Here is a 22,571-nt window from a genome sequence, read left to right as displayed (position 1 = left end):
CGCGCGGGGCGGCCGGAGGTGGCCGGGGGCCCGTGTTGGGGAAAGCTCGGCTCAGGCGGAAGAATGCAGGCAAGTGCCCATGCGAGGAGGTCAACGGTGACCCGCCAGATCGTCTCCGTCGTCGGTGGCAAGGCCGCCGACGACGCCAACGCCTCGACCTACGACTCGATCAATCCGGCGAGGACGGCCGAGACCGTGGCCCGGGTGCAGCTCGCGGGCGACGCCTCCTTCGCCTGGGCGTGCAGTGTGGCCGCGGCGGCCCAGCGCGAGTGGGCGCGGGTCCCCGCGCCGGTCAGGGGCCGGGTGATCGCGTCGATCGGCCGGCTGGTCGAGGCCAACGCGGAGACCCTCGCGCGGCTGGTCACCGACGAGATCGGCAAGCCGTACGCCGAGGCGCTGGGCGAGGTCAGGGAGATCGTCGACACCTGCGACTTCTTCCTCGGCGAGGGACGGCGGCTGTACGGGCAGACCGTGCCGTCGGAGATGCCGGACAAGAACCTGTTCACCTTCCGGGTGCCCGTCGGAGTGGCCGCGGTGATCACGGCGGGGAACTTCCCCGTCGCGGTGCCGAGCTGGTACCTGGTGCCCGCGCTGCTGTGCGGCAACGCGGTGGTGTGGAAGCCGGCCGAGTACGCGGCGGCGTCCGCGCACGCGCTGTACCGGCTGTTCGCGGCGGCCGGGCTCCCGGACGGGGTGCTGAACGTCGTGTTCGCCGACGGGCCGTCGACCTTCGCCGGGCTGGACACCGCGCTCGCCGAGGGGAACGTGCAGAAGGTCGGCTTCACCGGCTCGACCGCCGTCGGGCGGGAGATCGGCGCGCTGTGCGGGCGGCACCTCCAGTCGCCCTGCCTTGAGCTGGGCGGCAAGAACCCGATGGTCGTCATGCCCGACGCCGACCTCGACCTGGCCGTGGAGGGCGCGCTGTTCTCGGGGTTCGGCACGGCCGGGCAGCGCTGCACCTCACTCGGCACCGTCCTCGTGCACCGCTCGGTCCACGACGAGTTCACCGCCCGGTACGCGCGCGCCGTGCGGGAGGCGACGGTCGGGGACCCGGTGGGCGAGGTCCTGTACGGGCCGATGCTCGACCACCGCTTCGCCGAGCGCTTCGAGGACTACCTCGGCTGGATCGAGCCGCACCACACCGTGCTCACCGGGCCGACCGGCCGGATCACCGGGGACAACCCGCGCGGCGGCTTCGACGGCGCGGGCGGCCTGTACTACCACCCGGTGATCGTGGACGACGTGCGCCCCCGGGACCGGCTGTTCCTGGAGGAGACGTTCGGCCCCATCGTGGGCGTCACCCCGTTCGGCAGCCTGGACGAGGCCATCGAGCTGGCCAACCGGCCCGGCTACGGCCTCTCGTCGTCGATCTACACCACCGACCCCAAGGCGGCGTTCCGGTTCCGGGCCGGCATCGGGGCGGGCATGGTCAGCGTCAACAACTCCACCTCGGGGGCCGAGGCGCACCTCCCGTTCGGCGGCAACGGCAAGTCGGGCAACGGCAGCCGGCAGTCCGGCGTGTGGGTGCTCGACCAGTTCACCCGCTGGCAGGCGCTGAACTGGGACTATTCGGGCCGCCTGCAGAAGGCCCAGATGGACGTCGCCGAGATCATCCCCGACCTGGAGTTCCGCCTCTGACGACCCGAGCCCCGCCCCGGAGAGCGGGGGTCGTGGTCCCTTCGGTCAGGGGGCGGGGTGGTCGTTTCGGCCGTTTCTGCCGTCGTAGCCGAGCAGGCGCATCGCCGTCTCGGGGTCCATGGCCGCGGCGAGCAGTTGCGCCCGTTCGACGGCCCGGTCCCGGGACTCCTCGGCCCTGCTCCGCCCGGCCTGCTGGTTCCTGATCGCGACCACGGCCACGCAGCCGCCGACCAGCACCAGAGCCGCCACGATGATCAGCGCCACGATCCCGCCCGTGGACGGGGTCGCCGCGGCCTCCGCCCCCTCGGCCGGGGTGCCGCCGAAGACGGCCACCCCGACGAGCACGAACAGCACGAGGGCGGCGGCGGACGCCAGCGCGATCACCAGGGGCCGCCGCGACGGGCGCTCCAGGACGACGGGCTCGGGGTACGCGGGCGGCGGCACCTGCGCGGGCGGCGGGCGTTCGGGACTCCACGGGATGAACTCCGGCGCGGTGCCCCCGTTGGCGGAAGGGGACACGAGAACCGGCCCCCCGGGGCTCCCGGCGACCGCCGCCCCAGGACCGTTGACAACAGGACCGCCGGCGGGTCCGTTGACGGCGGCTGCGTCGGCGGGTTCGTTGAAGGCGGGTCCGTTGGACACGGGACCGTTGACAGCGGGACCGTTGAAGGAAGGCCCGTTGACAGCCGGACCGCCGACGGCGGGACCGTCCACGGAGGCGAGCCCCGACGAGCCGTTAGCGAATCCCGGCCCACCGGCCGTCCCGGGCCCACCGGCCGTCCCGGGCCCACCGGCCGTCCCGGGCCCACCGGCGGTCCCGGGCCCACCGGCGGTCCCGGGCCAGTCGGCCGTCCCCGGCCCACCGGCCGTCCCAGGCGCGCTGACGAACTCGGGCGCGCCGGAGAACCCGGGCGTTCCAGATGCGCCGGGAGTGGTGGGGGCGTCCTCGGGGCCGGGGTAGTACGGGCTGCCGTAGGTCGGGGCGCCATAGGTGGGGCCGCCGTACGGACCGGGCTGCTGGACGACCTGGCCGGCGATGACGGGCACAGGAAGCCGGACCGGCCGGGGCTGCGGCAGCCCGGAGGTCACGGTGCTGTGCGTGCGGTGCGCGTCGGCGGCGAGCTCGTGGTAGGCCTCCAGCTCCTCGTAGAACTCCTCCGAGGCGTAGATCGACCCGTCGACCAGCGGCCCGCGCGTCCTGTCGATCACCGCGATCACGTCGTCGCCGTTGAGCGTCTTGTACTGCTCCAGCGCGTGCGCGACGGACAGCACCTCGCGCCGGTTCTCCCGCAGCAGTTCCTCGGTCTTCTCCAGCAGGCGGGCGAGGTTGAACTCGATGCGCTCGGCCAGCATGTCGGGGGTCATCTGGTCGCGGCGGGCGGTCGGCTCCTGGGTGTAGCCGATGCCGCCGGGCCCGCGCGACGGCGGGGCGGCCTTGCCGTCGCGGATGCCGAGCTGCTGCAACGCCGACAGGGACGCGACGCCGATGCCCATGCCCCAGTAGGCCTCCATGAGCCCGGTGACCATCGTGGCGCTCTCCAGGTCGCCGGAGACGCCCGAGGAGTTGTCCTCGCCGAAGAACATGCGCTCCCCGGCCAGGGAGGCGAGCGAGACGATGATGTCGGACTCGTACTCGCTGCGCCAGCGGGTGAACTGGTCCTCGGGCTTGATGCTGGACACCATGCCGAGGTAGTCGGCGCCCTTCTCGATGGTCGCGATGTCGATCTCGAGGTGCTGGCGGGTGCGGTAGGCGGCGACGGCGTGGCAGGCCTCGTGGACGGCGACGGCGTGGCGTTCCCGCTCGATGTACTCGACGTCCTCGGGCGGCCCGAGCTGCTTGAGCCGCTTGGCGGTCATCACGTCGGCCCAGGTGATGACCTCGTGCCCGGCGCGGATCGCGGTGATGAGCGACTCGTTGACCAGGTCCTTGATGGTGGCGCCCGTGGCGTACGGCGTGATGGTGGCGAGCTTGTCGAGCTGGGCGGCGGTGAGCTCGTGGCGGACCTTGTCGAAGTAGCCCTGGTAGGTGCGGACGCGGCCGGGCTTGGAGGGGTAGCCGACCTTGTAGATGCGGTCGATGCGGCCCGGCCGCAGCAGCGCCTCGTCGAGCGAGTTCGGCATGTTGGTGGCCATCATGACCATGATCCGGTACTTCGGCGGCGGCTTGGGCCGCATGCCTAGGAGCCGCCTTACGTACCGGTTGAGGAACCCGCGCGGCTTCTTCAGCCCGGACAGCTCGGTCAGCAGCGCCTGGAGGGTGCCCTGGTCGCCGCTGCCCATCATGCCGCCCATCGGGGACACGACCCGGTCGCGCACTCCCCCGGGCGCCTCGGCGCGTGCGGCGCCGAGCGCCCGCCGGGTCAGCACGGCGCGCGTGTCGTCCGACAGGTAGCCGAAGCCGTGGCAGCCGTCGGTGTGGAACGGGGCGCCCGTCGCGAACCCGCCGCCTCCCGGGGGGCCCTGCTGGGCGAGCGCGCCGCGCTTGCCGAGGGAGTCGGCCTCGTCGAAGAAGACGATCACCCCGCCGTATCTCAGGGCCAGTTTGCGCAGTTTCCTGAACAGCGACTTCACCTTCAGGATGCCGATGCCCATGAACATGTTGACGAAGGCGCCGGGGTCCACGAAGACGTACGGCCGCCCGGTCTCGCCGGCGACCGCCTCGGCCATGAGGGTCTTGCCGGTGCCGGGCGGGCCCCACAGCAGCAGGCCGCTCGGCACGTAGCCGCCCTTGGCCTCGATCTCGTCGGGCCTCTCCAGGAAGACGATGTTCTCCTTCACGCGCTCGACGACGTGGTCCTGACCCCACACGTCGTCGAAGCGGGTCTTGATGTCGTCGGGGAAGTAGGTCTCGACGCCGCCTCTGGACATGAACCAGAACAGGCCGACGAACTGGACGATGACGAAGAAGAACCCGAACGCGAGCTGCAGCCCGTACGGCAGGACCTGCCAGAGCAGCGCGGGCGCCTGGAACAGGGCGAGCAGGGGCGAGACGTCGAGGATCTGCCCCAGGACCAGCGCCAGCAGCGCGATCCAGAACACCCACTTCAGCGCCCTGGCGATGCGGTAGCGGTTCCAGTCGCTGAACCTGCGCCGGGTCCACCCCTCGAAGCCGGCGAAGACCTTCGTGCTCCAGAACCGGTGGTAGGAGGGGGACCGCTCGCTCATCAGGAAGTGGAGCTGCCGCAGCCCCTCCAGCACGATGATCGTCAGGATGATCGAACCGGCGCGACCGGCCGTGATCTCCCTGAGGGCATCACCGAAGGGCATGATCCCCTCGAAGGACGCCATGTCATGCCAGACCAGAATGAAGAACGCGAGCAGCAGGACGATAAGGATCTTGATCCGGTCCCAGAACGCCATGGTGCGCCTGGTGGTGGAGTCGGGCCCGGAGTCGGGAGCGCGCAGGCCCGCGGGCGGCCGCTCAGACGCGGGGACGTGTGTCATCGAGGCTCCTCACCCGGTCACCCGGGAATTCGCTTGACCTTGAAGGACTGCGCGATCCTGTCGAGCTCCGCGCTCCGGCTCCGGTAGCACGTGGCCGAGCATCGGATGAGGAGAACGGAGACGCGCGTCCCGTCCGCGGCGAGGTAGGCGGTCTGGTCGAAGGTCTGCACCGGACCTCCGAGGACCTTGAAGTTGTAGACCACGTGGACGCCCCGCACGCCGTCCTTGGGTGGCAGCACCTCGTCGCTGAGGAGTTCGAATGACTTGAAGGGATAGGCGGCGGTCTCCTCCATCTGCTTGCGCACGTCCTGGTCCACCACGACCGGCAGCATCGCCGCGTTGCGCAGGACGTCCAAGGAGACCGAGTTCTGCTCGGACTCGGTGAGTGTGGAGACCATCGCGAAGGCGAAGGGCTCGTCGGACCCGCCGCCCGCGGCGAGCAGGTGGTCGGCGGACGGCCTGTCGTAGCCGTCGTAGCCGACCGTCCAGGAGAGCTGTTTTCGCACCTGGGAGGTGGCGGAGGTCATGTCGCCGAAGATCTTCTGATCCAGGGCCTTCTGGTCCACCTTCTGCCAGGTGGCGGGCACCTTGAAGTAGCTCTGCCCGTCGTTGCCCATGACGTACGTGAAATCGGCACCACCACAACCGGCCAGCCCGGCGACCATGACAGCGGTCATCGCCGCCGAGATCAGCCGAGAGCCCACCCGCGCTCTCTCCACAGGGGCCTTACCTCCGCTTTGCGGTCAACAAGGTTGTTGTGCCCGCTTTCGGAGGCCCGGCCACCTCAAACGATTTTGGAAATCTTGACCAAATCTTGCCGGAAAATGGGCTCGTCTTGTTACACACGCCGAGGTGAGGCATCCCGGGAATAGTTGAATCATCAACTTCTGTTGTGCGGAGTATCGTCGTACCCACGATGCCACACCGCGCCGGAGAGGTCATCCCGGCGGTGCGCACCAAGGCCAGAAAGAAGGGCTCCCCATGCCGGCCGTTACCGCTGACACCCTCACCCTGCCGAGGCTCCCGCGACTGCCCGAGGCCACCACGGCCTGGCGGCCGGTCGCCCGCGTGATCACGGCCGAGCACCACCTGGAGGGAGAGGGCTTCGCCGTGCGGCGCCCCTTCCCCGGCGCGGACCTCTCCCTGGCCGACCCGTTCCTCCTGCTCGACCACATGGGCGCCGTGGAGTACGCGCCGGGCGAGGCCATGGGCACCCCCTGGCACCCGCACCGCGGCTTCGAGACGGTGACCTACATCATCGACGGCGCCTTCCAGCACCATGACACCACCGGCGGCGGCGGCCTGATCGCCGACGGCGACACCCAGTGGATGACGGCCGGGTCCGGGCTGCAGCACATCGAGCAGCCGCCGCCGGAGCTGGTCGCCTCGGGCGGCCTGTTCCACGGCGTCCAGCTCTGGGTCAACCTCCCCCGGGCGCAGAAGTGGGTCCCGCCGCGCTATCAGGACATCAATCGAGGTGACGTGAAGCTGCTTTCCAGCGAGGACGGCTCCTCGCTGGTCCGCGTCATCGCGGGCTCGCTCGCCGGGCACGAGGGGCCGGGCGTCACCTACACGCCGATCACCTACCTGCACGCCACCGTCGCCCCCGGGGCCCGGCTGGACCTGCCGTGGCCGGCCGACTTCAACGCCCTGGTGTACGTGCTCAGCGGCCGGGGCACCGCCGGCCCTTCCGGCACCGCGCTGGACGAGGGGCAGCTCGCGGTGTTCGGGCCGCGCGGCGAGGCGCTGACGCTGCGCGCGGCGGACGCCCAGCCGCAGGCCAGCGCCCAGGGCTGGGAGATCCTCGTGCTCGGCGGGCTGCCGATCAGGGAGCCGATCGCCCGGTACGGCCCGTTCGTGATGAACACCCGGAACGAGATCGTGCAGGCGTTCGAGGACTTCCAGGCGGGCCGCATGGGCGTGGTCCCGGCCGAGAGGATGCCGCACCGCACCACCCGCGACGAGACCATCTGACCCGGCGGCGGACGGCGCCGGCGCCTCACGGGCGCGGGCGCCCCTGCCGCACTCCTCCCGGGGCGCGCGCGCCGGGCGGGGTCGCTAGTCTGCGTGCATGCCTACCGCACTGATCACGGGCGCGACCGCCGGGCTCGGCGCCGCGTTCGCCCGCAGACTGGCGGCCGACGGATTCTCCCTGGTCCTGGTCGCCCGCGACGAGAAGCGCCTGGTCGAGACCGCCGACACGCTGTACCACCGGTACGGCGTGCGGGCCGACGCGCTCGCCGCCGACCTGTCCGCCGAGGAGGGCGTCGCGGCGGTGGAGAAGCGGTTGCGTGAGGGCGTCGACCTGCTGGTCAACAACGCGGGCTTCGCCCACACGGGCGCGGCGCTCGACGTGCCCGTCGAGGACGAGGTCACGATGCTGCGCGTGCACTGCGAGGCGGTGCTCCGGCTGACCATGGCGGCGCTGCCGGCCATGCGGGCGCGCGGCCGGGGCGGTGTGATCAACGTGGCCTCGGTCGCGGCGTTCTTCGCGCACGGCACCTACAGCGCGTCGAAGGCGTGGGTGGTCAACTTCAGCGAGTCGCTGGCGGCCCAGGTCCCGGAGCCACGCGTCCGGGTCATGGCGCTGTGCCCGGGTTTCGTGCGAACGGAGTTCCACGAGCGGGCGGCGATCGACACCTCCGGCATCCCCGGGTTCATGTGGCTGTCGGCCGACCGTGTGGCCGGCGCCGCCATGCGTGACCTCGCACGCGGGCTGCCGGTCAGCGTGCCGGATCCCCGATACAAGGCGATCGTGGGAGTGTCGAGGTACATTCCCCGCGGTGTGGTCGCCCGGGTGTCGGCGCTCATCGGCCGCTGAAAGGTTCGCCGATATCCGAACGCCGGGAATTCTCCGGGTTTTCCCGGAGCATGGCATATAAACGCGGCGCCCATTCCGGCCGACACGCGGAGACCGCGATCGAATGAGCGCTTCGAGCGGGCCCAGGAACTAAAGTCGGCGAATGTGTCGATGCCGCGAGTGAATTGAATGGACGAGAAGGTTGTCGTCGTCGGGCAGGGATATGTCGGCCTTCCGCTGGCGATGCGCGCTGTGCGGGCCGGTTTCACCGTCGTCGGGATCGACGTCGACCCGTGGCGGGTGAAGCGGCTGAACGCCGCCGAGACCTACATCGAGGACGTCGGCGACGAGGCGCTCGACGCCGCGCTCAGGACCGGCCGCTACCACGCCACCACCGCCTACGCGGACGCCGAGGGCTTCGACGTGGGTGTGGTCACGGTGCCGACGCCGCTGCACGAGGGGGTGCCCGACCTGCGGCACGTCGCGGACGCGGGCCGGTCGCTGGCCGCGTTCATCCGGCCCGGCGTCACCGTCGTGCTGGAGTCCACCACCTATCCCGGCACCACCGAGGAGTACCTGCGGCAGGTGCTGGAGGAGGGCTCGGGGCTGCGCACGCCGGGGGACTTCCACCTCGGCTACAGCCCCGAGCGCATCGACCCCGGCAACGAGCGCTGGCGCCTGGAGAACACCCCGAAGATCGTGTCGGGGGTGGACGCCGCGTCCCTGGCGAAGGTCCAGGCGTTCTACGGGCGGATCGTCGACGACGCGGTCCCGGTCTCCTCACCCCGGGTGGCCGAACTGTCCAAGCTCCTGGAGAACACGTTCCGCCATGTCAACGTGGCCCTGGTCAACGAGCTGTCGATCTTCGCCGGGCAGCTCGGCATCGACGTGTGGGAGGCCATCGACGCGGCCTCGACCAAGCCCTTCGGCTACATGCGGTTCACGCCGGGACCCGGCGTCGGCGGGCACTGCCTGCCGATCGACCCGTCCTACCTGTCGTGGAAGGTCAAGCGCAGCCTCGGGCACACCTTCAGGTTCGTCGAGCTGGCGAACGACATCAACGACCACATGCCCGACCACGTCGTGCACCGCCTGACGCTCGCGCTGAACGAGCGGCGCAAGCCGGTGAAGGACAGCCGGATCCTGGTGCTCGGCCTGGCCTACAAGAAGAACACCGGTGACCTGCGGGAGTCGCCCGCGATCGGGGTGGTGAAGGCCCTGCGCCGGCTCGGCGCCGACGTGCGCGCGGCGGACCCGCACATCGAGACGTGCTCGCTGCCGTTCGACGTCGAGATGGCCGAGCTGACGGCGACGGAGCTGGCGCGGGCGGACGCGGTGCTGATCCTCACCGACCACGACCGCTTCGACTACGAGCTGGTGGCCCGGGCGAGCGCCCTCGTCTTCGACACGCGGAACCGCTGCCGGGGAGCCAACGTCGAACGCATCTGACGGACCGGCGGGCCCGCCGCGCGCCCGGGGTTTCCCGACCCATTCAGGGCCGCGGAACCGGCTTGCGTGAGAATACGCAAAGAACTGTCAAGGAGTGCGCCCGGCGGCATTCGCGTTCCCGTGGAGAAAGCGGCGACGCCAGCAGAATCGGCTTATGGCCGAACTTCCACCGGCGCCCGGTTCCGCCGGGTCTCCCCAGGTTCTGATCCGCGGCGGAACCGACGTCCGCCCCGGCGCGGGCGAGGCGGTCCCGCGTGCACGCGGGCGGGGCGGGTGGCCGGTCGTGTCCCGGTGCCTCCCGGCGGCCACGGCGCTCGCCGTCACCGTCGCCGTGCTGCTGCGGTACGACGTCTCCCCCAGAGACATCATCCTGTTCACCATCTACCTGCTGACCTGCCTCACCCTCCCCGGCACCCTGCTCATCCGCGCACTCCACCCCGCACCCCGCACCCTCCCCGAAGAACTCGCCCTCGGCCTCACCCTCGGCTACGCCCTCGAAATCCTCACCTACCTCCCCGCCCGCGCCACCGGCCACCCCCTCCTGGTCCTCCTCTGGCCCGCCGCCACCTACACCGCCTTCCTCCTCCACCCACGGCTCCGCCCCCACCTCACCACCCGACCCACCCGCACCACACCCCTGCCCTGGGCGTGGTCGCTGTCGCTGGCCTTCACCGGGGTGATCGCGTGGGGCGCCGTGCGCTTCTTCAGGACCAACGCGCTGAGGTGGCCCGCGCTCGGCGCCAACGACTACGACATGCCGTACCACCTCGCCCTGATCGGCGAGCTGAAGCACCACATGCCGCCCGCCATGCCCAACGTGGCCGGGGAGCCGCTGTCCTACCACTGGTTCGTCTACGCGCACTTCGCCGCGTCGAGCTGGATCACCGGCGTCGAACCGGTGACGCTGCTGTTCCGGCTGACCATGTTGCCGATCCTCGCCGCGTTCGTCGTGCTGGTCGGGCTGACCGCGCGCCGGATGACGAACTCGTGGGCGAGCGTCGCGCCCGCCGTGGCCGGCACGATCTTCGTGGGGGCGCCGAGCCTGTACCTGGGGCACAACGACGTGCTCGCCTGGGGAGGGCTGCAGGACGTCGCGTGGGTGAGCCCGACCCAGACCTTCGGCGCCCTGGTGTTCGCCCCCGTCGTCCTGCTGCTCATGGACCTGTTCCTGCCTCGGCGGTTCGGTCCCGGCCGATGGGCGCTGCTGGTGGTCCTCCTGGTCACGGTCATGGGCTCCAAGGCCACCTACCTGCCGCTGCTGGCGACCGGGCTCGCGGCGGTCGCGGTGACGACGGCCCTCCAGCGGCGCCGGGCGCCGTGGCGCGCGCTCGTCGTGCTGGCGATGACCCTCTCCTGCCTGGCCTACGCCCAGTTCGTGCTGTTCGGCCAGGCACGGCAGGGCATGGTGGTCGCCCCGCTCGCGTTCATGCGCCAGGGATGGGCGGAGCTGAGCGGCGTGGCGCCGCTGAGCGACACCGCGACCCGGTTCACGGTCCCGGCCGGGTCGCTGGCCGGTTTCACCCTGTTGTTCCTGCTCTGCTGGGCCATCACCTGGTGCGGGGTGCTCGGCCTGCTGGCCAGGCGTCGGCTGCTCGGCCGGCCCTCCGTCGTCCTCATGCTGGGCATGGGCGCGGCGGGTCACGGGGCCGTGCTGCTGTTCGCCCACCCCGGCCTCAGCCAGTTCTTCTTCCTGTTCGCCGCCTACCCGTACCTGGTGATCGTCACGGTGTACGGGATCACCGTCATCACGCGCCGCGCACGGATGCCCGCCCGTACGACGGTGTGGGCGGTGTGCGCGGGGCTGGCGGCGGCGTACCTCGTCCCGCTCCTGGCCGGGGTCGAGGTGCCCCTGGCCCCGGGCCGCGGCGATCTCCCGCTGTACCTGCCGTACCTGGTGCTGCTGGCCGTCGCCGCGGCGGTCGCGGCCGTGGTGGCCGCCAGAGGGGGAGCGCTCCGGGCCGGCGCGGTGGTGACCACCCTGATGGCGGCGATCGCGCTACCGGCCTGCGGGCACGCCCACGTCATCTCCGCGGCGGGCAAGGCGGCGCGCGGCGGCGTCGACGGGGTGGCCCCTCCGGTCCAGGACGGCAGCGTCCCCCGGGCGACGCTCGCGGCCGCGCGGTGGCTGCGCGACCACTCGGCCGAGGACGACCTGGTCGCCACGAACACGCACTGCCGCTGGGGGTGCGAGGACCCGTGCGACACCCAGCAGCTCTGGATGGCGGCGCTGGCCGAACGGCGCATGCTGGTGGAGGGCTGGGCGTACACGGCGAGGAACCTGGCCGGATGGCGCCCGGGCGAGGCGATCGAGCGCCTCCCGTTCTGGGACGCCGAACGGCTGCGGGCGAACGACGCCGTGTTCACCGCGCCGTCGGCGCGGGCGGTCAGGGTGCTGAGGGAGCGGTACGGGGTGCGCTGGCTGCTCGCCGACCGGCGGCTGCTCCACCGGCCGGGCAGGATCGGCGGCGTGGCGAGCCTGCGGTTCCGCGTGGGCGACTACTCGATCTACGAGCTGCCGGCCGCACCCGGACCGGGTGGTGATCACGGGACCAAAGGCTCGCAATGAGATCGCCCAGGGCGGGCGTTCGGCGACCGGCCGGGGACTCGGGATCGCGAGACTTGCGGCATGACCACGACTCCTACCGGCGGTTCCACGCCGGGGCCGGCGGGCTCCACGACCGACACCGCGCCGCTCCCGGCGGGCGGGCCCTACCAGGAGGAACCGGACCGGCCGGCGAGAACGGGCGGGCGGCTGATCGCCTCGGGATGGCTCCCCGCCGCCGTCGCCCTGGCCGTCGCCGTGGCCGTGCTGGTCCGTTACGACGTCTCCCCCAAAGACGTCACCGTGTTCACCATCTACCTGCTGACCTGCCTCACCCTCCCCGGCACCCTGCTCATCCGCGCACTCCACCCCGCACCCCGCACCCTCCCCGAAGAACTCGCCCTCGGCCTCACCCTCGGCTACGCCCTCGAAATCCTCACCTACATCCCCGCCCGCGCCACCGGCCACCCCCTCCTCACCCTCCTCTGGCCCGCCGCCACCTACACCGCCTTCCTCCTCCACCCCCGCCTCCGCCCCCACCTCACCACCCGACCCACCCGCACCACACCCCTGCCCTGGGCGTGGTTCCTCGGGCTCACCGTCGTGTACCTGACCGGGTGGAGCGCCTTCACCTGCTTCAGGGTGAACGCGCTGACCTGGCCCGAGGCCGGGTGGGCGCACGTCGACACGCCGTTCAGCCTGGCCCTGATCGGCGAGCTGCGGCACCACATGCCGCCGGACGTCCCGATGGTGGCCGGGGAGCCGCTGTCCTACCACTGGTTCGTCTACGCGCACTTCGCCGCGTCGAGCTGGATCACCGGCATCGAACCGGCCACCCTGCTGCTGCGCCTGGGCATGCTCCCCATGCTGGTGGCCTTCGCCGTCCTCGTCGGCGTGACCGGGCTGCGGGTGACCGGCTCGCGCGTGGGCGCGGCGCTGGCGGTCGCCGGTACGCTGTTCGTCGCGGCGCCCAGCCTGTACGCGGGCGCGAACGGGCTGCTGCGGTGGACCGGCGTCATGCACGTGCCGTGGAACAGCCCCACCCAGACGTTCGGCGCGCTGCTGTTCGCCCCCGTCGTGCTCGTGCTGATGGATCTGCTGGTCCGGCCGCGCGGCGCGCCCGGCAGGTGGGTCCTGCTGGTGGTCCTGGTGGTGGCGGTCATGGGGGCCAAGGCCACCTACCTCCCGCTGCTGGCCGCCGGGCTGGTGGCGGTGGCGGCGGCCGAGACGCTCAGGCGCCGGAGGGCTCCCTGGCCGGCGGTGGCCGCGCTCGGGGTGACCCTGGCGTGCCTGGCGTTCGCGCAGAGCGTGCTGTTCGGCCACGCCCGGCAGGGCACGACGCTCGCCCCGCTGTCCGTCGTGCGGGCCACGTGGAAGGAGCTGGCCGGGGTGGGCGACCAGGTGGGGCCCACCGCCGGCTGGGTGCTCGGCCTCACGCTGGTGTACGTGGCCTGCTGGGGCGTCACGTGGTGCGGGACGCTCGGGCTGCTCGCCCGGCCGCGCCTGCTCCTGCGGCCGCCGGTGACGCTCATGCTCGGCATGACGGCCTCGGGCGCGGGCATGATGCTGCTGCTCGGCAGCCCGGACGACCTCAACCAGCCGTACTTCCTGCAGGCCTGTTACCCCTACCTGGCCGTGCTCTCGGCGTACGGCCTGCTCGTCGTGGCGCGCCGGGAGCGGCCGGCGCCGGTCGCGCTGGTCTGCGCGGCCGTGGCGGGGATCGCGGTCGCCCTGGCCGTGCGCGTGCTCTGCGACGTCGAGGTGCCCCTGCGCCTCGGCGAGCCGGACGTCCTCATCTACCTGCCCTTCGCCGTCCTGCTCGTGGTCCTGGTGTCGGCCGCCGGCCTCCTGGTGGCGGCCAGGCGGCACGTGCGGTTCTGGGCGCTGTTCGTCACGATGGTCATGGCCGCCGGCACGCCCGCCGCGTGGCAGGCCCGCGTCCTGACCCACCTGCGGCACGGCGCGGACAGCAACCTGAACGCCGGCGACCACCCGGCCCCCGAGCTGATCCCGAGCGGCGCGCTCTCCGCGGCACGCTGGCTGCGGGCGCATTCGGGCCCCGACGACCTGGTCGCCACGAACGCGCACTGCCGCTGGGGGTACGAGCACCCGTGCGACGCGCGCCACTTCTGGGTGTCGGCGCTCACCGAACGGCGCGTCCTGGTCGAAGGCTGGGCCTACACCGCCGCCAACCTGGACCGATGGCGTCCTGGCCGCCCCTACGCCACGCTCCCGTTCTGGGACCGCGACCGCGTCCGGGCCGGCGACGCGGTCTTCTCGGCCCCCTCCGCGGCCTCGGTCGCGCTGCTGCGCGAGCGGTACGGCGTCCGGTGGCTGGTGGCCGACGAACGGCTCACCCGGGCGCCGATCGGGCGCTTCGCGCGCCTGGAGCTCCGTTACGGCGACTACGCGGTCTACCGGCTAACCGGCGGGCCGGGCAGCTGAGCCGGGCTTGAGCGGGCGCCACCACGCCTCGTTGTCGCGGTACCACCGCACCACCTCGTCCAGGCCCCGGCCGAAGTCGGTCCGGGGCTCGAAGCCGATGGCCCGCAGCTTGGAGCTGTCCACGGCGTACCGCAGGTCGTGGCCGGGGCGGTCGGGCACGTGGTCGACGACGTCCCAGCCCACGCCGAGCGCCGCGAGCAGCCAGCCGGTCAGGGCGAGGTTGGTCAGCTCGACGCCGCCGCCGACGTTGTAGACCTCCCCGGGCGTCCCCTTGTCCAGCACGAGCTGGACGGCCCGGCAGTGGTCGTCGACGTGCAGCCACTCGCGCACGTTCAGCCCGTCGCCGTACAGCGGGACCCGCCGCCCGTCGAGCAGGTTGGTGACGAACAGCGGGATCACCTTCTCGGGATGCTGGTAGGGGCCGTAGTTGTTGGAGCAGCGCGTCACCCGGACGTCGAGCCCGTAGGTCCGGTGGTAGGCGCGGCACAGCAGGTCGGCGCCCGCCTTGGCGGCGGAGTAGGGCGAGTTGGGCAGCAGCGGCTCCTCCTCGGTCCACGCGCCCTCGGTGACCGAGCCGTACACCTCGTCGGTGGAGACGTGCACGACCGTGCGGACGCCGGCGTCGAGCGCGGCCTGAAGGAGCGCCTGCGTGCCGAGGACGTTGGTCCTGACGAAGCCGGCGGGACCGGTGATGGACCGGTCGACGTGGGTCTCGGCGGCGAAGTTCACCACCAGGTCGTGCCCGGGGACCACGCCCGCCAGCAGGCCGGCGTCCGCGATGTCCCCCTGGACGAACGCGAACATGTCATGCCCGGCCACCTGCGCGAGGTTGGCCAGGTTGCCGGCGTAGGTCAGTTTGTCCAGGACGGTGACGCGCGCGTCCTCGCATCCGGGGTAGGCCCCGAGCAGGAGCGACCGCACGTAGTGCGATCCGATGAATCCGGCGCCGCCGGTGACGAGGACCTTCATGTGCTCACCTGAATTCTGCTGTGGTCGCCCACCATGAGTTCGTGGGTGTTGGACACCCCGGTCGCCCGGCTCACCTCGACGTTGCGGCCGATGAGCGAGTGCGCGATGCGCGACACCCCTTCGACGGACGAGCCGTCCAGGACGATCGAGTACTCGATCTCGGCGTTCCGCAGGGCGCAGCCGGAACCGATCGAGGTGAAGGGGCCGACGTACGACGACACGATCTTGGTGTCGGCGCCGATGACGAGCGGCCCGCGCAGCACGGAGTTCTCCACCACCGCGCCCGCCTCGACGACGACGCGCCCGCTGACCTCGGTGAGGTGGTCGACGGTGCCGGCGACGCGGGTCTCGACGCGTTCCAGCACGATGCGGTTGCACTCCAGGATGTCGCGCAGCCTGCCGGTGTCCCGCCAGTAGCCGCTCACCAGGTGGGACCGGACGCTGTAGCCGTTGTCGATGAGCCACTGGATCGCGTCGGTGATCTCCAGCTCCCCGCGCGCGGAGGGCCTGATCTCCCGTACGGCGCGGTGGATCGACGGCGAGAACGTGTAGACCCCCACGATCGCGAGGTCGCTTCTCGGGTGCTCGGGCTTCTCCTCCAGCCGGAGGATCTCGCCGGCCTGGCCGAGTTCCGCGACGCCGTAGAACCTCGGTTCGGCGACCTTGGTGAGCAGGATCCGCGCGTCGCAGGCGTGCCGCCCGAACGACTCCACCAGCCCGGCGATGCCGTCGACCAGGAAGTTGTCGCCGAGGTACATGACGAAGGGGTCCTCGCCCAGGAACTCGCGGGCGATCAGCACGCAGTGCGCCAGCCCGAGCGGCGCCTCCTGGGGGATGTAGGTGACCTCCAGCCCGAAGCGCGAGCCGTCCCCCACCGCCCGCCGGACCTCCGCGCCCGTGTCGCCGGTGATGATCCCGGCGTGGGTGATGCCGGCGTCCCGGATGGCCTCCAGCCCGTAGTACAGGACCGGTTTGTTCGCGACGGGTACCAGTTGCTTCGCCGACGTATGGGTCAGCGGGCGCAACCGCGTCCCCCGGCCGCCCGCCAGCACGAGTGCCTTCATCGCCCACCGCGTCCTTCCGCGAGGGACACCTGGCCCCGGCGGCCACCTGCCCGCTCCCAGCTCGTGGGCCAATTTACGCGGAGGCGCGGTCGCGGTCCCGCGTCCGCCGCCCCCTTTGCCGAAGAGCGGGAGACCCGTTGCCCCGGCCAGACGCCGGCGCCTTCCCGAACGTCCACGCGCGGTGGACGGCGTGGCTCACCGCCAGGTTGGCCACGATGATGATCGCCTGCGCCACCAGGACCGGGATCCCCGCCCATCCGGCCAGGATCGGCAGGCCGGCGAGCGAGCACGCGAGGAATCCCAGGCCGACGGTGTAGAAGCGGAGGTAGCCCCTGGGCCAGGAGTCGCCGGACGCGGGGAACACCACCAGCCGGTACCACGGGTAGACGATGACCACGGTGGCGAAATGGGCGGTCACCACCACGTAAAGGTAGGGAACCGTGCCGCCAACCACCAGTAATCCCGTGATCATGATGGCGTAGTAGAGCACGGCCGCGAGGGCGCCGCCGGTCAGATACGTGATGAGGTGACCGCCAAGGACGACGGTGAACGCGCGCCGTGCCCGAGGCGGGTCCTCCCCACCAGCGGGGCGGCCTTCCGCGTCTGCCATGTCCGGCTCCCCTGGTCCTGGTCGCACTGCTTGATCAACTGGATGTTAGGTGGCCTGACGCGAAAGGACACCGACCAACGGGGGGAACAGATGTCAGTGTCGGTCGTCATTCCGTGTTACCGCTCGGCGGCGACGCTCGACGAACTGGTGGCCAGGCTCGTCGCGGTGCTGCGGAGCATGTCGGTCCGCCACGAGGTGATCCTGGTGGTGGACGGGAGCCCGGACGACACCTGGAAGATCGCCTCGGGGCTCGCCGGGCGGGTGGAGGCGGTGCGTGCCGTGCACCTGTCCCGCAACTACGGCCAGCACAACGCGCTGGTCGCCGGGATCAGGGAGGCCGCCATGGACGTGGTCGTCACCATGGACGACGACCTGCAGCACCCGCCGGAGCAGATCCCGCTCCTCCTGGCCGCGCTGGAGGGCGACCGACTGGACCTGGTGTACGGCATCGCGCACGACGAGGAGCACGGCGCGGCCCGCAGCCTGGCCTCGCGGACGGTGAAGTTCGTCCTGTCCAGGCTGACCGGTGTCCAGACCACCCGCAGGACCGGCGCCTTCCGTGCCTTCCGCACCCACCTGAGGAACGCGTTCGCCGACTTCTCCGGCCCGTACGCCTCCGTCGACGTCTCGCTCTCCTGGGCGACCACGCGGGTCGGCGCGGTCGGCGTGCACATGAGCCGGCGGACGCACGGGCGGTCCAACTACACCCTGGCGGCGCTCGTCCAGCACGCGGTGAACATGCTGTTCGGCTACAGCACGGTCCCGCTGCGGGTGGCGAGCTACCTCGGCTTCGTGGTCGGCGTCTTCGGCATGCTCCTCGGGGGGACGGTGCTCTGGAGCTTCGTGTCCGGCAACACCACGGTGGCCGGGTTCACCACCGTCGCCTCGATGGTGGCCATCTTCTCCTCGGCCCAGCTCATGGCGATCGGCGTGCTCGGCGAGTACGTCGGGCGCATCCACGCCAGCGGGGTGGGGCGCCCCACCTACGTGATCAGGGAACGGGCCGGCTCGGCGTCGCCGTTCCCGGCGCACGCGTGGCCGGAACCGACGGCGGCCCCGCCCGCGGGGTGATCCGTCCCCTGGTCCAGCGGAAGCCCTTTCCTGACCAGGTGAACGGTCAGGAACGCCCGGGCCGGTTCGAAGCCGTACCGCGCCCAGGCCTTCTGCACCCGGGTGTTGTGCACCTGGGTGGGGATGACGACCTCGCCGGCGCCCCCGGCCACGGCACGGTCCTCGACGGCCTTGAGCAGGTGGGGGTACAGGCCCCTCCCCCGCATCCCGGCGACCACCCCGGCGAGGAGGATCTCGGTGACCGGGCCGTCCTCGGCGAACGTGGCGAGCCCGGCGGCCCGGCCGCCCTCCACGTACAGGCCCACGCACCTGCCCTGGGCCGCGGAGCCGCGCGCCCACTGCCGGTATCCGGCCAGGGCGCCGGCCGCGCCGAACAGCGGGTTGGCGTGGTACTGGCACGCGTACCCGCCGAACACCCCCGACACCAGCGCGTCCACGGTCACCGGGTCCCGCAGTCCCCCGACGCCCACCCCGGGCGCGGACCCCGGCGCCCTGCCCGTCCCCGCGGCCAGGCGCCAGTAGACCAGGGAGTCGGCGAACAGGGCGGTCCTGCCCAGGGCCGTCAGCCGCGCGAACCACCCGACGCACGCGGCCGGGTAGCGCAGGATGAGGACGTCGGCCGCCGACCGGCGCACGGCCTCGCGGACGGCCTCGAACGTCTCCGGCGACCCTCCGGAGACGGTGAGTCGCTCGACCCGCAGCCCGAAGCGCTCCGACTCCAGCGGGGAGGCGACGGCCCGCACGTCGTCCGTGCCGCACTCCTTGAGGTCGCGCCAGGCCATCAGCGCACCACGTAGCCGGTGACGGCCTCGACGACGCGGGCCACGGCGCCCTCGTCCAGGTCGGCGAACAGCGGCAGCCGTACGAGCCGGTCGGCGATGTTCTCGGTCACCGGGCAGCCGTCAGGGGCGGTCCGCCCGTACCGCCGGCCCGCCGGGGCCGCGTGCAGGGGCTGGTAGTGGAAGGCCGCCTGGACGCCCGCGCCCGCGAGATGGGTGATCAGGCCCTGGCGGTTGGCCAGGTCGGGGAGCAGCAGGTAGTACAGGTGGGCCGGATGCCCGCACCCCTCCGGCACGACCGGCTGGGACACGCCGTGCTCGGCGGCCCAGTCGGCCAGCCCTTCGTGGTAGGCGTCCCACACCGCGTGGCGGCGGGCCTGGATCCGGCCGAAGGATTCGAGCTGGGCGGTGAGCTGCGCCGCGAGCACGTCGGAGAGCAGGTAGCTCGACCCGATGTCGAGCCAGCGGTACTTGTCCACCTGGCCGCGGAAGTACCGGCTCCGGTCGGTCCCCTTCTCCCGGATGATCTCCGCCCGTTCGGCGACGGCCGGGTCGGCCACCAGCAGCGCCCCGCCCTCGCCGCACTGCACGTTCTTGGTGGCGTGGAAGCTCAGCGTGGCCATGCCGCCGAACGAGCCGAGCGGCCTGCCCCGGTAGGAGCCGCCGAACCCGTGCGCGTTGTCCTCGACGACCGCGAGGCCGTACCGCTCCGCGATCTTCCCGATGACCTCCATCTCGCAGGCGACGCCCGCGTAGTGGAGGACCACGATGGCCCGCGTGCGGCCGGTGATCGCCGCCTCGATCCGGTGCTCGTCGATGTTGAGGGTGTCGGGCCTGCAGTCGAGGAACACCGGCACCGCCCCGCGCAGCGCGAAGGCGCTCGCCGAGGACACGAAGGCGAACGACGGCGTGATCACCTCGTCGCCGGGGCGCAGGCCGAGCAGGAGCGCCGACATCTCCAGCGCGTGCGTGCAGGACGTGGTCAGCATCGCGTGCGGCGCCCCGGTCAGCTCGCGCAGGAGCCGGGTGGCCCGGCGGGTGAAGGGCCCGTCACCGCTGGTGAACCCCTCCCGTACCGAGACCGAGAGGTAGTCGAGCTGGTTGTCGGCGATGTGGGGCCGGTTGAAAGGAATCGGCGTCAGGCTGGCTGGGCTCACCCGTCAAACCAACACCGGTCACCGGCACGCCCGTCGGCGCCTCTCGGCCGTTTGACGAGTCGTTGGACAAGCCGTGAACCATGTGGACCTTTCGGCGCCCGGCCACCGGGTCCGGGTGGCACAAAGGAGGGCAGGACGGCTGGTCAACGACCTTTATGAACATGGTGTCGGGTTCGGCAAGTCCGTTCGGCGCGCGAGGGAAACGCCTCCTTCCGGTGTACTCATTGTGGTCCGGGGGGTGGCACATGGAAGCGACACTGATTCGCCGCACGGTCGAGCTGGAAGACCGGCACTGGTGGTTCCGGGAGCGGCGGGCGATCGTCGGCCGGCAGCTCCGCCGGTTCGAACCGGGCAGGGCCCTGGACCTCGGCGGGGCGGGCGGCGGCAACGCCCGCGTGCTCATCGAGCACGGCTGGGACGCCCTGGTCGCCGACCAGTCCGAGACGGCGGTCGAGTTCGCCAGGGAACGCGGACTGCGGGCGGTCCAGGCCGACGCCTGCGACCTGCCCCTGCCGGACCGGGACTTCGACCTGGTCCTGGCCTTCGACGTGCTGGAGCACATCGAGAACGACCACCGGGCCCTCTGCGAGATCGTCCGGGTGCTCAGGCCCGGAGCGGTGGCGCTGATCGCGGTCCCGTGCGACATGGCGCTGTGGTCCTCCCATGACGTGGCGGCCGGTCACCACCGCCGCTACACGCGGACGGGACTGTGCGCGCTGCTCAACGGCGGCGGCCTGGTGGTCGACCGCGTGTGGAGCTGGAACGTGCTGATGCGGCCGATCGTCGCGCTGCGCCGGCGCAACCAGACCGGCAGCGACCTCACCGAGCTGCCGCCCGTGGTGAACGCCACCCTGGGCGCGGTGGTGGCGGCGGAGCGTTACCTGCCCGTCGGCTCGCTTCCCGGGGTCTCCCTCATGGTCCGGGCGCACCGCCCGCTGTGAGGTCCCGCCGCCCGGACCGCATCGAGCGACCACCCACCGCCACCGCCTCGACGATATGGGGAGTGCCATGAGAGATCCACGGCCTGCGCGCCAGGTACGGGTTCCCGAGCCTTCCCCCTCCGGCAGGCCCGGGCTCATCTTCCTGATCGGCACCGGCCGCTGCGGTTCCACCCTGCTGTACGACATGCTGGCCCACCATCCGCACACCGGGTTCACCACCAACCTGGACGAGCGGTGGGGACGGCTTCCCGCCGTGGTCCGCCGGCTCGCGACGGGGGCCTACCGCCGGGCGCCCTCGCTCCCCAGGCGGGTGCGGCCCAGCGAGGCGCAGAGCGCGCTCGCCCGTGACATCTCCCCGATGATCGTCGATTCGTTCCGCGACCTGGTGGCGGCGGACGTGACGCCGTGGCTGGCGGCACGGTCGCGGGCGTTCTTCGAGGGACGGGCCGCCCTGGAGCGGGTCGACCGCTACCTGCACAAGTTCACCGGCTGGCCGCGCGCCTCGTTCCTGCACGAGGTGTTCCCCGACGCGCGCTTCGTGCACATCCTGCGGGACGGCCGGGCGGTGGCCAGTTCCTGGTCGCAGATGCCGTGGTGGCGCGGCGACCTCGGGCCTTCCCGATGGGACTACGGCCCGCTGCCGGCCTCCTACGCCGAGGAGTGGGACCGTGAGGGCCGGTCCATGACGCACCTGGCCGGCATCGGGTGGAAGGTGCTCATGGACGCCTACGGCGCCGCCAGGGCGAGCGTGCCCTCCCACCTGTGGCTCGACATCCGCTACGAGGACCTGGTCGCCGATCCGCGCAAGCACACGGACGTGATCCTGTCCTTCCTCGGGCTTCCGTGGACCGCCCAGTTCGAGCGGAGGCTCGGCCGGACGCCGATCACCCTGGACCGGACCGGCGCCTTCCGGGAAGACCTCTCCCCCGCGCAGGTCGCCCTGCTGAACCGCTCCCTCGGAGCACATCTCACCGAGCACGGCTACTCGATCTGATCGCCCGACCCACCGACCTCGTCAAGGACCGCGATGCCGAACGCCATGAAGAGCCTGAACAGGAAGATAGCGCTGGCCAGGAGGCACGGCGCCGACAGGGTGGCGATCGCCCTGGCGGGGAAGGCGCTGCAGTTCCCCCTGATGATGGTGTTCGGCGGCACGCGATGGCACCTGCGGGGGTACCACACCACCAACTACAAGAAGGTGGCGGTGGCGATGGCCGGCACCGTGGCGGCGCCCGCCGGGGTGGTGGCCGAGGTCGGCTGCGGGCTCGGCGACATCCTCACCAGGGTCGAGGCCCGGCACCGGCTCGGGTTCGACATCGACAGGGGCGTCATCGCCTGGGCGCGGTTCCTGCGGAGGTTCGGCCGGTCCAGGGCGGAGTTCGCCGTCGGCAGCTTCGACGCGCTCGCCCGCTCCGAGCACGAGGCCATCGACCTGCTGATCATGACCGGCTGGTTCCACTACATGCCGGACGACTGGATCAGGGACCAGATGCGCTCGCTGCTCGCCGTCAAACGGGTCCGCCACCTGCTGGTGGACGAGTTCCCCGACCAGCGGGGCAGGATCGAGCGGCTCTTCGACGAGCTCGCGCTGCAGGTCGACCGGCGTCACGACTGGCAGGACGACAAGTTCCTCTTCCTGTACCGCTGCGGCGACTGACCGCG

17 protein-coding genes are annotated in these 22,571 nt (G+C 71.8%); 10 read left to right on the top strand and 7 right to left on the bottom strand.

What is annotated here, in order from left to right; genetic code table 11:
• Positions 1 to 96: 96 nt before the first annotated feature.
• On the top strand, positions 97 to 1,638 hold the full coding sequence (locus NYZ98_RS32280) for an aldehyde dehydrogenase family protein (RefSeq protein WP_262847385.1): 1,542 nt from the start codon (positions 97 to 99) through the stop codon (positions 1,636 to 1,638).
• A gap of 45 nt (positions 1,639 to 1,683) precedes the next feature.
• Here the strand turns inward: NYZ98_RS32280 and NYZ98_RS32275 are convergent, their stop codons facing one another.
• Both NYZ98_RS32275 and NYZ98_RS32270 read right to left on the bottom strand, forming a co-directional pair.
• The gene (locus tag NYZ98_RS32275; protein WP_262847384.1) at positions 1,684 to 5,082 is read right to left on the bottom strand and encodes an AAA family ATPase; all 3,399 of its coding nucleotides are present in this window, start codon (positions 5,080 to 5,082) and stop codon (positions 1,684 to 1,686) included.
• A 17-nt stretch (positions 5,083 to 5,099) separates the two neighbouring features.
• Positions 5,100 to 5,786, bottom strand: a complete 687-nt coding sequence (locus NYZ98_RS32270; protein ID WP_262847383.1) for a hypothetical protein — start codon at positions 5,784 to 5,786, stop codon at positions 5,100 to 5,102.
• Positions 5,787 to 6,063: 277 nt separating this feature from the next.
• On the opposite strand from NYZ98_RS32270, the gene NYZ98_RS32265 reads away from it, so the two are divergent.
• From NYZ98_RS32265 to NYZ98_RS32245, 5 genes are all read left to right on the top strand, one after another.
• Positions 6,064 to 7,056: a pirin family protein gene (locus tag NYZ98_RS32265; protein ID WP_262847382.1), complete on the top strand. Its 993-nt coding sequence runs from the start codon at positions 6,064 to 6,066 to the stop codon at positions 7,054 to 7,056.
• A gap of 97 nt (positions 7,057 to 7,153) precedes the next feature.
• The gene (locus tag NYZ98_RS32260) at positions 7,154 to 7,903 is read left to right on the top strand and encodes an SDR family NAD(P)-dependent oxidoreductase (RefSeq protein WP_262847381.1); all 750 of its coding nucleotides are present in this window, start codon (positions 7,154 to 7,156) and stop codon (positions 7,901 to 7,903) included.
• A 168-nt stretch (positions 7,904 to 8,071) separates the two neighbouring features.
• On the top strand, positions 8,072 to 9,331 hold the full coding sequence (locus NYZ98_RS32255) for a nucleotide sugar dehydrogenase (protein ID WP_262847380.1): 1,260 nt from the start codon (positions 8,072 to 8,074) through the stop codon (positions 9,329 to 9,331).
• A gap of 283 nt (positions 9,332 to 9,614) precedes the next feature.
• Entirely contained in the window at positions 9,615 to 11,897 is a 2,283-nt protein-coding gene (locus NYZ98_RS32250; RefSeq protein ID WP_262847379.1) for a hypothetical protein, read from the top strand.
• A 60-nt stretch (positions 11,898 to 11,957) separates the two neighbouring features.
• Positions 11,958 to 14,318: a hypothetical protein gene (locus tag NYZ98_RS32245; RefSeq protein WP_262847378.1), complete on the top strand. Its 2,361-nt coding sequence runs from the start codon at positions 11,958 to 11,960 to the stop codon at positions 14,316 to 14,318.
• Here NYZ98_RS32245 and rfbB read toward each other — a convergent pair.
• The 3 genes from rfbB to NYZ98_RS32230 all read right to left on the bottom strand — a co-directional run bounded on the left by rfbB (position 14,295) and on the right by NYZ98_RS32230 (position 16,961).
• Positions 14,295 to 15,287 (bottom strand): dTDP-glucose 4,6-dehydratase, encoded by a 993-nt coding sequence (rfbB, locus tag NYZ98_RS32240; RefSeq protein ID WP_262847377.1) that lies wholly within the window; start codon positions 15,285 to 15,287, stop codon positions 14,295 to 14,297. The two genes, NYZ98_RS32245 and rfbB, sit on opposite strands and share 24 nt — an antisense overlap.
• The gene (locus NYZ98_RS32235) at positions 15,284 to 16,351 is read right to left on the bottom strand and encodes a glucose-1-phosphate thymidylyltransferase (protein WP_262847376.1); all 1,068 of its coding nucleotides are present in this window, start codon (positions 16,349 to 16,351) and stop codon (positions 15,284 to 15,286) included. Before NYZ98_RS32235 ends, rfbB begins: the two co-directional genes overlap by 4 nt.
• Before the next feature lie 73 nt (positions 16,352 to 16,424).
• Positions 16,425 to 16,961 (bottom strand): GtrA family protein, encoded by a 537-nt coding sequence (locus tag NYZ98_RS32230; RefSeq protein ID WP_262847375.1) that lies wholly within the window; start codon positions 16,959 to 16,961, stop codon positions 16,425 to 16,427.
• A gap of 90 nt (positions 16,962 to 17,051) precedes the next feature.
• On the opposite strand from NYZ98_RS32230, the gene NYZ98_RS32225 reads away from it, so the two are divergent.
• Positions 17,052 to 18,032 carry a glycosyltransferase family 2 protein gene (locus tag NYZ98_RS32225; RefSeq protein WP_262847374.1) on the top strand — a complete coding sequence of 327 codons (981 nt, stop codon included), beginning with the start codon at positions 17,052 to 17,054 and terminating at the stop codon, positions 18,030 to 18,032.
• Here NYZ98_RS32225 and NYZ98_RS32220 read toward each other — a convergent pair.
• Together NYZ98_RS32220 and rffA are read right to left on the bottom strand one after the other, a co-directional pair.
• Positions 17,945 to 18,814, bottom strand: coding sequence for a GNAT family N-acetyltransferase (locus NYZ98_RS32220; RefSeq protein ID WP_262847373.1), 870 nt, complete (start codon positions 18,812 to 18,814; stop codon positions 17,945 to 17,947). The two genes, NYZ98_RS32225 and NYZ98_RS32220, sit on opposite strands and share 88 nt — an antisense overlap.
• On the bottom strand, positions 18,814 to 19,968 hold the full coding sequence (gene rffA / locus NYZ98_RS32215; RefSeq protein ID WP_262847372.1) for a dTDP-4-amino-4,6-dideoxygalactose transaminase: 1,155 nt from the start codon (positions 19,966 to 19,968) through the stop codon (positions 18,814 to 18,816). Before rffA ends, NYZ98_RS32220 begins: the two co-directional genes overlap by 1 nt.
• A 245-nt stretch (positions 19,969 to 20,213) precedes the next feature.
• On the opposite strand from rffA, the gene NYZ98_RS32210 reads away from it, so the two are divergent.
• The 3 genes from NYZ98_RS32210 to NYZ98_RS32200 all read left to right on the top strand — a co-directional run bounded on the left by NYZ98_RS32210 (position 20,214) and on the right by NYZ98_RS32200 (position 22,566).
• Complete coding sequence (locus NYZ98_RS32210) at positions 20,214 to 20,909, top strand: class I SAM-dependent methyltransferase (protein ID WP_262847371.1); 696 nt, start codon at positions 20,214 to 20,216, stop codon at positions 20,907 to 20,909.
• A 67-nt stretch (positions 20,910 to 20,976) separates the two neighbouring features.
• On the top strand, positions 20,977 to 21,903 hold the full coding sequence (locus NYZ98_RS32205) for a sulfotransferase family protein (protein WP_262847370.1): 927 nt from the start codon (positions 20,977 to 20,979) through the stop codon (positions 21,901 to 21,903).
• A 33-nt stretch (positions 21,904 to 21,936) separates the two neighbouring features.
• Positions 21,937 to 22,566, top strand: coding sequence for a class I SAM-dependent methyltransferase (locus tag NYZ98_RS32200; protein WP_262847369.1), 630 nt, complete (start codon positions 21,937 to 21,939; stop codon positions 22,564 to 22,566).
• Positions 22,567 to 22,571 lie beyond the last annotated feature (5 nt).

It is taken from the genome of Sphaerisporangium corydalis, from assembly GCF_025506355.1.
GTDB classification, from domain to species: Bacteria; Actinomycetota; Actinomycetes; order Streptosporangiales; family Streptosporangiaceae; genus Sphaerisporangium; species Sphaerisporangium corydalis.
Note: the sequence above shows the minus strand (reverse complement) of the source record. Positions and strands in the feature narration are given on the sequence as shown.